This is a genomic window from Nocardioides sp. CPCC 206348, from assembly GCF_048654705.1.
Taxonomy (GTDB): Bacteria; Actinomycetota; Actinomycetes; order Propionibacteriales; family Nocardioidaceae; genus Nocardioides.
In genome coordinates this window covers 27961-38683 of record NZ_JBMCZA010000196.1, presented here as the reverse complement: position 1 = coordinate 38683, position 10723 = coordinate 27961, and the positions used below count along the sequence as shown (strand labels likewise).

Genomic DNA, 10723 nt, shown 5'->3' with positions numbered 1-10723 from the left:
AACACCGCCTCGGGGATCGAGTGGGTCACGAACAGGACGGCGGCCCCCGTCTCCGCACAGATCCGGACCAGCTCGTTCTGCATCCGCTCGCGCGTGATCTCGTCGAGCGCACCGAACGGTTCGTCCATCAGCAGGAGTCGCGGGCTCTCGGCCAGCGCCCGGGCGATCGCGACCCGCTGCTGCATGCCGCCGGAGAGCTGGTCGGGGTGGCTCTTCGCGAAGTCACTCAGGCCCACCAGCTCGAGCAGCTCGGCGACCCGACTGCGTCGTACCTCGGAAGGGACACCGTGCAGCTTGAGCGGCAGCTCGACGTTGCCGGCGACCGTGCGCCACGGCAGCAGGCCCGACTGCTGGAAGGCGATGCCGTACTCCTGGTCGAGACGCGCCTGGCGGGCCGTCTTGCCGAACACCGTGATCTCCCCCGACGTCGCGGCGTCCAGGTCGGCGACGAGACGCAACAGCGTGCTCTTGCCGCAGCCGCTGGGGCCGATGAGCGAGACGAACTCGCCGTCGGCCACGGTCAGGTCGACGTCGCTGAGGGCGTCGACCTGCTTGCGGCCCTTGCCGAACACGCGGTTCACACTGCGGGCCCGGATCGCCGGGTCGTGCACCAGCTCGCTCATCGGGTTGCTCATCGGGCGACTCCTGTCAGTCGGAAGGGTCGGAGGGCCAGGCCCAGCAGGCCGACGGCGCCGGCGGCCAGGAGCCCGATCGCCACGGCGCCGAAGATGGGCGCCCACGGCTTGGCCGGGTCGCCGCTGGCGGCCACGGCGTAGTCGATGACCATCCGGCCCAGGCCACCCTTGAGCCCGATCGACACCTCGGCGACGACGGCACCGATCACCGCGCTGGCGGCCCCCAGCCGCAGCGCCGGCAGCAGGTAGGGGACGCTCGCCGGGATCCGCAGGGTCAGCAGGGTGCGCCACCAGCCGATGCCGAAGGCGCGCATCAGGTCCAGATGGGTGGCCTCGGGCGACTTCAGTCCGCGCAGCGCCCCCACCGCGACGGGGAAGAACGCGAGGTACGCCGCGATCACCGCCACCGAGTCCTGGCTGGTCCACACGTGGCTGCCGATCTCGATCTCCGACCCCCAGCGCCGCACGAGCGGGGCGATCGCGATCAGCGGCACCGTCTGGCTCAGCACCACCCACGGCAGCAGCGCAGACTCGACGATGCGGAACCGGCTCATCACCAGGGCCAGCAGGAGCCCGACCACCACGCCGATCAGCCAGCCGCGGGCCGCCAGTCCGAGCGAGAACATGCTGGCGTCGTACACCGCGGAGAAGGCGTCGGGCGCTCCGGCGAGCGAGGTCACCGGTTCGGTGAAGCGCTGCACCATCTCCCACGAGTGCGGCATCGCCAGGTCGGTGGTGCGCGGCAGGATCCGCGTGTCGCCCAGCAACACGCCCTGCTCGGGCCCGAGCGCCTTGTAGAGGTCCCACGTCGCGACGACGGCAGCGACGCCGAGGATCCCCAGGACCACGGCGCGAGAGCGCCTCCAGATCTGCGCCAAGTCCTCAGGCCTTCGCCGTCACGTGCTCGCGCAGGGCCGGCATGATCGACTCGCCGTAGACCCGGAGGGTCTCCTCCTTGTTGTCGTGCTGGAGGTAGACCGCGAACTGGTCGACGCCGATCTCCTTCAGCGCCTTGAGCTTCTCGATGTGCTGCTCGGGCGTGCCGAGGATGCAGAACCGGTCGACGATCTCGTCGGGCACGAAGTCGACGTGGTCGTTGTCGGCCTTGCCGTGGGTGTTGTAGTCGTAGCCGGTGCGGCCCTTGATGTAGTCGACGAGCACCTTCGGGAACTCCGCGTCCTCGCCGTACTTCGCGACGATGTCGGCGATGTGGTTGCCCACCATGCCGCCGAACCAGCGCGTCTGGGAACGCATGTGGTCGATCTCGTCCTCGCTGCCGACGTACGCCGGCGCGGCCACGCAGAACGTCAGCGCATCGGGATCGCGGCCGGCGTTCGACGCCGCCGTCCTGACCTGATCGATCATCCACTTCGCGACGTCGAGATCGCCCAGCTGGAGGATGAAGCCGTCGCCCACCTCGCCGGCCGTCTTCAGCGCCAGCGGGCCGTACGCCGCCACCCACACCTCGAGCGAGGAGGTCCGGGCCCATGGGAACTGCAGCGTCGAGCCGTTGTGCTCGACCGGGCGGCAGTTGGCCAGCTCACGGATCACGTGCGTCGCGTCACGGACCTCCTTGAGCGTGGTCGGCTTGCCGTTGAGCACCCGTACGGCGGAGTCGCCCCGGCCGATGCCGCACACCGTGCGGTTGCCGTACATCTCGTTGAGCGTCGCGTAGACCGACGCGGTCACGGTCCAGTCCCGCGTCGCGGGGTTGGTGACCATCGGCCCGACGATGATCCGCCTCGTCGCGGCGAGGATGGCCGAGTAGATGACGTAGGGCTCCTGCCAGAGCAGGTGCGAGTCGAAGGTCCAGACGTAGTCGAACCCGTGCTCCTCGGCCTGCTGCGCAAGGCCGACCGTCCGCCAGGCCGGCGGGTTGGTCTGCAGCACCACACCAAAATCCATGTTCACTCCCTGAGTTCGTCGAGTGACCGAGACGCCGGTCAGACCAGGTACTGCGTGAGGTCGCGCTTGAGGAACTGGCCGTGGCCCTTGGTCCCCTTGAACTGGCCGTCCTCGACGAGGACGGTGCCGCGGGAGATCGTGACGTCGACGTGGCCGTCGATCTCGAAGCCCTCCCAGGCGGAGTGGTCCATGTTCATGTGGTGGGTCTTGCCGACCCCGATGGACGTGTGGCCGTTCGGGTCGTAGACGACGATGTCGGCGTCCGCTCCCGGCTGGATGACGCCCTTCTTGCCGTACAGGCCGAACATCCGCGCCGGGGTGGTCGCGATCAGCTCCACCCATCGCGACAACGTGATCCGGCCGTCGACGACGCCCTGGTAGAGCAGGTCGACGCGGTGCTCGATCGAGCCGATGCCGTTGGGGATCGCCCGGAAGTCGTCCTTGCCGAGCTCCTTCTGGTCCTTCATGCAGAACGGGCAGTGGTCGGTGGACACCATCTGGAGGTCGTTGGTGCGCAACCCCTGCCACATGGCCTCGAGGTGGCCCTCCTCCTCGGAGCGCAGCGGCGTCGAGCAGACCCACTTCGCGCCCTCGAAGTCGCCCCACTCCTCGCTGCGGGCGCCGAGCTGCTTCTCCAGCGAGAGGTAGAGGTACTGCGGACAGGTCTCGCCGAACACGTTGCGGCCCTTGTCGCGCGCCCACGCCACCTGCTCGACGGCCTGCTTCGCGCTCATGTGCACGATGTAGAGCGGCGCCCCGGTGAGGTCGCTGAGCATGATCGCCCGGTGCGTGGCCTCCTCCTCCATCTGCCAGGCGCGCGCGATGCCGTGGAAGTACGGACCCGTCTTGCCCGACTCCGCCAGCTGCGCCGCGAGGACGTCGATCGCCGGGCCGTTCTCGGCGTGCATCATCGTCAGGAGCCCGAGCTCCCGGGCCTTCTGCATCGCGCGCAGGATCTGCGCGTCGTCGCTGTAGAAGACACCGGGGTAGGCCATGAAGAGCTTGTACGACGTGATGCCCTCGTCGATCAGGCCCTCCATCGCCTTCAACGACTCCTCGTCGACACCACCGATGATCTGGTGGAAGCCGTAGTCGATCGAACAGTTGCCGCGCGCCTTCTCGTGCCATGCGGCGAGTCCGTCCTCGACGCGCTCGCCGTACTTCTGGACCGCGAAGTCGATGATCGACGTCGTACCGCCCCATGCGGCGGCCGTCGTACCGCTCTCGAAGGTGTCGCTCGCCTCCGTGCCACCGAACGGCAGCTGCATGTGGGTGTGGGCGTCGATACCACCGGGGATGACGTACTTCCCGGTCGCGTCGATGACCTTGTCGGCGTTGATCGTGCCGAGAGTCCGGTCCCCCGGGGTCAGCAGCGCCACGATCTTCTCGCCGTCGACGAGCACGTCGGCGGCGACGGTGCCGGTGGCGTTCACGACCGTGCCGCCCTGGATCAGGATGGTCATCGTCGCCCCCTCACGCCTGCGCGATGTGGGTGTAGGAGTCCGGGCGACGATCCCGGTAGAACTGCCAGTCGTCGCGCATCTGCTGGACCATGCCGAGGTCGAGGTCGCGCACGAGGAGCTCCTCCTTCTCGGCGGACCCCCGCTCGCCGACGAAGTTGCCGCGCGGGTCGATCACCTGGCTGGTGCCGTAGAAGTCGACGGCGAGGTCGCCGTACTCGTTGTCCTCGCGGCCGACCCGGTTCGGCTGCAGCACGAAGTAGCCGTTCGCGACCGCCGCGCACGGTCCCTCGACCTCCCACAGCCGGTTGCTCAGCCCGGGCTTGGTGGCGTTCGGGTTGAACACGATGTGGGCGCCGTTGAGGCCGAGCTCGCGCCAGCCCTCGGGGAAGTGCCGGTCGTAGCAGATGTAGGTGCCGACCTTGCCGACGGCGGTGTCGAAGACCGGGTAGCCGAGGTTGCCCGGCCGGAAGTAGAACTTCTCCCAGAACCGGTCGAGGTGCGGGATGTGGTGCTTGCGGTACTTGCCGAGGATGGTGCCGTCGGCGTCGACCGTCACGGTGGTGTTGTAGTAGACGCCGGTCTGCTCCTCCTCGTAGATCGGGAGGACCATGACCTGGCCGAGCTCCTTGGCGAGGGCAGCGAAGCGCTGCACGATCGGCCCGTCGGCCGGCTCGGCGTAGCGGTAGTACTTCTGGTCCTGGGTGATGCCGAAGTAGGGACCGTAGAAGAGCTCCTGGAAGCACATCACCTGGGCGCCCTGCGCGGCTGCGTCCCGCGCGAACTGCTCGTGCTTGTCCAGCATCGAGTCCTTGTCGCCGGTCCAGGTCGTCTGGCTGATGGCTGCACGCACGATCGTCAACGTCCACCTCCAAGGGGGGTCGGGTGGGGCAAGCAGGAGTTCGGATGTTTCGTTATCCTTCGGGTTGAACATTTCGCTTTCATTTCCCTTCTGTCAAGGTTCTCCTGCAAATCCGGCTCACTGAGGAGGTCGCCGTCGTGGCCCACGCACCCGACCTGGCCTCCCTCGAGGACCGGACCCCGTCCGGGATCGCGGGCGCGTTCAGCCGGGCCATCCGCGCCGGCGACCTGCTGCCCGGCGACCGGCTCCCGACCGTGCGCGCCGTCGCCGCCGAGCTGGGCGTGTCACCGGCCACCGTGTCCGCGGCCTGGCAGGCGCTTCGTCGTACGGGCGCGGTGGTCTCGCGGGGCCGGGCCGGGACCTACGTCCAGGACATCCCGACCCCGTGGCTCTCACCGCGACAGCGCGAGCTGGTCGGCGCCGGACCGGACGGGCTGCGCCTGGACCTGTCGCGCGGCACGCCCGACCCCCAGCTCCTGCCGTCGCTCGCGCCCGCCCTGCAACGGGTCTCGCAGCGCGCAGGGACGCTGACCTACCAGGACGAGCCCGTGCTCCCCGAGCTCCGGACCGTCCTGGCGGCATCCTGGCCGTACGCCGCCGAGGCCCTCACCGTCGTCGACGGTGCCACCGACGGCCTCACCCGGGCCCTGGAACAGATCGTGCAGTACGGCGACCGGGTCGTGCTCGAGTCACCGAGCTTCCCGCCCTTCTTCGACCTCGTCGAGGCGCTGGGCGGCGAGATCGTGCCGGTCGAGCTCGACGATCGCGGGATCCGGCCCGATGCCCTGCGCAAGGCCCTGGCGTCTCGTCCGGTCGCCGTCGTCCTGCAGCCGCGGGCGCACAATCCCACCGGCGTGGCGATGGATGCGACCCGCGTCGGGCAGCTGGCCCGCGTGCTGCAGCGCGCCCCCCACGGGGTGCCGTGGGTGATCGAGGACGATCACTCGGCCGGCATCAGCACCTCGCCGGACGTCACCCTCGCCTCGTTGCTGCCCGAGAAGGTCGTGCACATCCGGTCCTACTCCAAGTCCCACGGACCGGACCTGCGGATCGCCGCCATGTCCGGTCCGGCGGAGCTCATCGACCGGATCGTCGCGCGCCGGATGCTCGGTCCGGCCTGGACCTCGCGCATGGTGCAGACGATCCTGCTCGACCTGCTCACGTCCTCGCAGTCGCTCGACGAGGTCGGCGAGGCCCGCCGCCAGTACTTCGCCCGCCAGCGCACGATCGTCACCGAGCTGGCCGCCCACGGCATCGACATGCCGCCGCCCGACGGCATCAACCTGTGGCTGGCCGTCCGTGACGAGCGAGCTGCCCTGGTGCACCTGTCCGCCTCGGGCATCCGGGCAGCGGGCGGTACACCCTTCCTCGCCGGCGACGCCACGACCCCGGGCGAGGCGTTCGTGCGCGTCACCACCGGCCTGGTCTCCCCCGACGACGCGGCCGACGTCGCCGCGGCGATTGCCGAGGCCGTCGTCGCCGTCTGACAACGACAACGGCGCGGTTCACGTCAACCAGGTTGACGGGAACCGCGCCGTAGTTTGATCCAGCAGGATCAGGCGGGGAACGAACCGCCCGAAGCGGCCAGGTCACGCAGCCAGGCGGTGGCCTGGAAGCGGTCGCCGTACTTCGCGGCCAGCTCGTCGGCGCGCGCGAGGAACGCGTTGAGGCCGATCTCGCCGGTCGCCTTGTTCTCGTAGCCGGTCATGAACTGCGCGGCACCACCGGTGTTCGGCGGGAAGCCGATGCCCATGATCGAGCCGATGTTCGCGGCGGCAGCCGAGGTGATGACGTTCTCCTCGAAGCACTTCGCGGTCTCGAGCGCCTCGGCGAAGAGCATCCGGTCCCGGATGTCCTCGATCGGCGGCTGCACCTCGGCGACGGGGAACAGGGTGGCGAGCTCGGCGGAGATCGAGCCGCGCTTGCCGTCCACGTAGTCGTAGAAGCCGGCACCACGAAGGCGACCGGGGCGACCCGCGTCCAGCATCTTCTGGACGACGGCGATGCCCGGGTGCTCGACGTACGTGTTGCCTGCCGCCTCCTCACCCTCGCGGGTGGCCTTGGCGATCTTGCCCATCAGCTCGAGGTTGAGCTCGTCGGACAGCTGCAGCACCGGGGCCGGGTAGCCGGCCGAGGTGGTGGCCCGCTCGATGGAGTACGGCGCCACGCCCTCGGCGAGCATCGCCATGCCCTCGTTGACCATGTAGCCGATGACCCGCGAGGTGTAGAAGCCGCGGCTGTCGTTGACGACGATCGGCGTCTTGCGGATCAGCTGCACGACGTCGTACGCCTTGGCCAGCGCGACGTCGTTGGTCTCCTTGCCGGTGATGATCTCGACCAGCGGCATCTTGTCCACGGGGGAGAAGAAGTGCAGCCCGATGAAGTCGGCCGGACGGTCGACGCCCTCGGCGAGCTGGGTGATCGGCAGGGTGGACGTGTTGGAGCAGAGCAGCGCGTCCTTGTTGATGAACGGCGCGATCTCGGCGAAGACCTTGGCCTTGAGGGCCGGGTCCTCGAACACGGCCTCGATGACGAGGTCGACACCGGTCAGGTCGGCCGGGTCGGCGGTCGCGGTGATCCGGCCGAGCAGCTCGGCCTTCTTCTCCTCGGTGGACTTGCCGCGGGAGATCGCCTTGTCGAGGATGGCCTCGGAGTACGCCTTGCCCTTCTCGGCGTTCTCGACGGCGACGTCCTTGAGGACGACCTCGAAGCCGGCCTTCGCGCAGACGTAGGCAATGCCCGCACCCATCATGCCCGCGCCGAGGACGCCGACCTTGGTGGGCTTCCACGGCTCGATGCCCTGCGGACGGAGCGAGCCGGAGTTGATGGCCTGCAGGTCGAAGAAGAACGCCTGGATCATGTTCTTCGAGCCCTGGTTGACCACCAGGTTGGCCAGGTAGCGCGACTCGATCCGCGACGCGGTGTCGAAGTCGACGCTCGCGCCCTCGACGGCGGCCGACAGGATCGCCCGCGGGGCGGGGTAGTCGGCTCCCTTGACCTGCTTGCGCAGCAGGGCCGGGAACGCCGGGAGGAAACCGGCCAGGGCCGGGGACTTCGGGGTGCCGCCGGGCATCTTGTAGCCGGGGGCGTCCCACGGGCTGAGCGCGGCGTCGGGGTTGGCCTTGATCCACGCCTTCGCAGCGGGGACCAGCTCGTCCTGGGTCGCGACGAGCTCGTCGACGATGCCCTTCTTCAGCGCGGTCTCGGGGTTGAACTGGGTGCCCTGGAGCAGCACGTCCATGAGGGCGCTCTGCAGGCCGAACTTGCGCACGGTGCGGGTCACGCCGCCACCGCCGGGCAGCAGGCCCAGGGTCGCCTCGGGGAGGCCGACCTTGATCTTCGGGTCGTTGACGAGGATCCGGTGCTGGGTGGCGAGGGTGATCTCGTAGCCACCGCCGAGCGCGGCACCGTTGATCGCGGCGACGACCGGCTTGGGGAAGAGCTCGAGGCGACGCAGCGCGTGCTTGATGCTCTCGCACTGGGCGAACACGTCGCCCGCGTTCTCCTTGGTCGTCTGGACCATCAGCTTGAGGTCGCCGCCGGCGAAGAAGGTCTTCTTCGCGGAGGCGATGACGACACCGGTGATGTCGTCCTGCTCGGCGTACAGGCGCTCGACCGCGGCCGCCATGGACTCGCGGTAGAGCTCGTTCATCGTGTTCGCGCTCTGGTTGGGGTCGTCGAGAGTGAGGGTGACGATGCCGTCGGCGTCACGGTCGTAGCGGACCGCGCTCTGGGTCTCGGTGCTCAATGTGTGTCCTTCAGTCTGAGATTCGTAAGAGGGTTCGAGGCGAGCTGGTCTCAGACCAGTTCGACGATCGTCGCGATGCCCATGCCGCCACCGACGCAGAGCGTGGCGAGGCCGCGGCGCAGGTCGCGTCGCTCGAGCTCGTCGATCAGGGTGCCGAGGATGATCGCGCCGGTCGCACCCAGCGGGTGACCCATCGCGATCGCGCCGCCGTTGACGTTGGTGATGTCGTGGCTGATGCCCATGTCGCGCATGAAGCGCATGGCGACGGCGGCGAACGCCTCGTTGATCTCGAACAGGTCGATGTCGCCGACCTCGAGGCCGGCCTTGGCCAGCGCCTTGCGGGCGGCCGGAGCGGGACCGGTGAGCATGATGATCGGGTCCGCGCCGGAGACGGCGGTCGCGATGATCTTCGCGCGCGGGGTCAGGCCGAGGTCCTTGCCGACCTGCTCGGTGCCGATCAGGGTGAGCGCGGCGCCGTCGACGATGCCCGACGAGTTGCCGGCGTGGTGGACGTGGTTGATCTTCTCGAGCCAGTGGTACTTCTCGAGGGCGACGTCGTCGAAGCCGGCGTCGGCACCGAGCGAGGCGAAGCTCGGCTTGAGGCCGGACAGGCCCTCGACCGAGGTGTCGGGGCGGACGGTCTCGTCCTTGTCGAGCAGGACCAGGCCGTTGATGTCCTTGACGGGCACGACGGGCCGGTCGTAGTAGCCGTTGGCCCAGGCCTTGGCGGCGCGGTGGTGCGACTCGGCGGCGTACGCGTCGACGTCCTCGCGCGACCAGCCCTCGATCGTCGCGATCAGGTCGGCGCCGATGCCCTGCGGGACGAAGCCGGCCTTGAACGCGGTGGCCGGGTCAGAGGCCCAGGCGCCACCGTCGGAGCCCATGGCGACACGGCTCATCGACTCGACGCCACCGGCGACGATCAGGTCCTCGAAGCCACCGCGGACGCGGCTCGCGGCCTGGTTGACGGCCTCGAGGCCCGAGGCGCAGAAGCGGTTGAGCTGCACGCCGGCAACGGTGTCGGGCAGGCCGGCAGCGATCGCCGCGGTCTTGGCGATGTCGCCACCCTGGTCGCCGACCGGGGACACGACGCCGAGCACGACGTCGTCGATGCGGTTCGGGTCCAGACCGGGGTTGCGCTCCTGGAGTGCGTCGAGCAGCCCGACGACGAGGTCGACCGGCTTGGACTCGTGGAGGGAGCCGTTGGCCTTGCCTCGTCCTCGCGGAGTGCGAATGTGGTCGTACACGAATGCTTCTGCCATGACCGTCCTTGTTGCTTGGCGTTGCTCGGGTGGTGGTACGGCGCCGTTCGGGCGCGCCGTACCGGAATGGGGTGTCCCTGCAGACGATTGTGACACTATTACTGTCATGGTCAAGAGCGACGGTCAGGACGGACGTGTGACACACGCCGCATCGGAGCCTGCGGCACTGACCCTCGACGAGCTCACGGCCCGGGTCGGACTGAGCGTGCGGACGGTGCGGTTCTACACCTCACGCGGCCTCCTGCCGCCGCCGATCCGGCGCGGCAGGTCCGGCTACTACTCCGCCATCCACATCGCCCGGATCGAGCTGGTCCTCGAGCTGCAGAGCCACGGCTTCACGCTGTCGGCCATCGAGCGGTACGTCGCCGGGATCCCCGAGGACGCCACCCCCGAGGACATCTCGCTGGCCCGCACGATGCTCGCGCCCTGGCAGTCCGACCTCCCGGTCGAGATGGACCTGGAGCAGCTGGAGACCCGTGCCGGGCGCGCACTCTCGGCCGAGGACATCGCCACGCTGCAGGCGCTCGGCGTGCTGCGGCTGCGCGGGACGTCGTACCTCGTGGCGAGCAACCAGCTGGCCATCGGCGTCCGGTTGCTCGAGCTCGGCTTCCCCCGCGACGTCGCCGTTGCGGCGGCGGCGGTCTACCAGGAGCACGGCGAGCAGATGGCCAAGGAGCTCTACGACGTCATCAACGCCAAGCTCGCCCCGTTGTACGACGACGCGACCAAGTCCGACCACTTCCGCGAGGTGATGGAGCGGCTCAAGCCGCTGTCGGTCGGTGGACTGGTGACCGCGTACGAAGCGGCCGTGGGCCGCGTCGCCCGGGCGCCACGGCAAAAATCGAACTGAC

The 10723-nt window shown here is 69.2% G+C and carries 9 protein-coding genes; 2 read left to right on the top strand and 7 right to left on the bottom strand.

Features of this window, described 5'->3' with window-relative positions:
• From ACOADB_RS18270 to ACOADB_RS18250, 5 genes are all read right to left on the bottom strand, one after another.
• Positions 1-635, bottom strand: a 635-nt coding sequence (locus ACOADB_RS18270; RefSeq protein ID WP_378601584.1) for an ABC transporter ATP-binding protein, incomplete at its 3' end; no start/stop codon positions are given.
• A complete protein-coding gene (locus ACOADB_RS18265) occupies positions 632-1483 on the bottom strand; it encodes an ABC transporter permease (RefSeq protein ID WP_378601582.1) in 852 nt (283 codons plus the stop codon). The genes ACOADB_RS18265 and ACOADB_RS18270, both read right to left, overlap by 4 nt.
• 34 nt (positions 1484-1517) lie before the next feature.
• Positions 1518-2540: a TIGR03842 family LLM class F420-dependent oxidoreductase gene (locus ACOADB_RS18260; protein ID WP_378601579.1), complete on the bottom strand. Its 1023-nt coding sequence runs from the start codon at positions 2538-2540 to the stop codon at positions 1518-1520.
• A gap of 38 nt (positions 2541-2578) precedes the next feature.
• Positions 2579-4003: a dihydropyrimidinase gene (gene hydA / locus ACOADB_RS18255; RefSeq protein ID WP_378601576.1), complete on the bottom strand. Its 1425-nt coding sequence runs from the start codon at positions 4001-4003 to the stop codon at positions 2579-2581.
• Between the two features lie 10 nt (positions 4004-4013).
• Positions 4014-4862 (bottom strand): nitrilase-related carbon-nitrogen hydrolase, encoded by an 849-nt coding sequence (locus ACOADB_RS18250; RefSeq protein WP_378601573.1) that lies wholly within the window; start codon positions 4860-4862, stop codon positions 4014-4016.
• 137 nt (positions 4863-4999) lie between these two features.
• On the opposite strand from ACOADB_RS18250, the gene ACOADB_RS18245 reads away from it, so the two are divergent.
• Positions 5000-6349, top strand: coding sequence for a PLP-dependent aminotransferase family protein (locus ACOADB_RS18245; protein ID WP_378601569.1), 1350 nt, complete (start codon positions 5000-5002; stop codon positions 6347-6349).
• A gap of 68 nt (positions 6350-6417) precedes the next feature.
• On the opposite strand, the gene ACOADB_RS18240 is transcribed toward ACOADB_RS18245, so the two are convergent.
• The gene (locus ACOADB_RS18240) at positions 6418-8610 is read right to left on the bottom strand and encodes a 3-hydroxyacyl-CoA dehydrogenase NAD-binding domain-containing protein (RefSeq protein ID WP_378601566.1); all 2193 of its coding nucleotides are present in this window, start codon (positions 8608-8610) and stop codon (positions 6418-6420) included.
• A gap of 50 nt (positions 8611-8660) precedes the next feature.
• Positions 8661-9872, bottom strand: a complete 1212-nt coding sequence (locus tag ACOADB_RS18235) for an acetyl-CoA C-acetyltransferase (RefSeq protein WP_378601563.1) — start codon at positions 9870-9872, stop codon at positions 8661-8663.
• A gap of 106 nt (positions 9873-9978) precedes the next feature.
• On the opposite strand from ACOADB_RS18235, the gene ACOADB_RS18230 reads away from it, so the two are divergent.
• Positions 9979-10722 (top strand): MerR family transcriptional regulator, encoded by a 744-nt coding sequence (locus ACOADB_RS18230; RefSeq protein ID WP_378601561.1) that lies wholly within the window; start codon positions 9979-9981, stop codon positions 10720-10722.
• Position 10723 lies beyond the last annotated feature (1 nt).

Excerpts from the sequence above, each read along its gene's own strand:
- ACOADB_RS18260 (WP_378601579.1), bottom strand. The coding sequence starts at position 2,540 with ATGGATTTTGGTGTGGTGCTGCAGACCAACCCGCCGGCCTGGCGGACG.
- hydA (WP_378601576.1), bottom strand. The coding sequence starts at position 4,003 with ATGACCATCCTGATCCAGGGCGGCACGGTCGTGAACGCCACCGGCACC.
- ACOADB_RS18235 (WP_378601563.1), bottom strand. The coding sequence starts at position 9,872 with ATGGCAGAAGCATTCGTGTACGACCACATTCGCACTCCGCGAGGACGA.
- ACOADB_RS18230 (WP_378601561.1), top strand. The coding sequence starts at position 9,979 with ATGGTCAAGAGCGACGGTCAGGACGGACGTGTGACACACGCCGCATCG.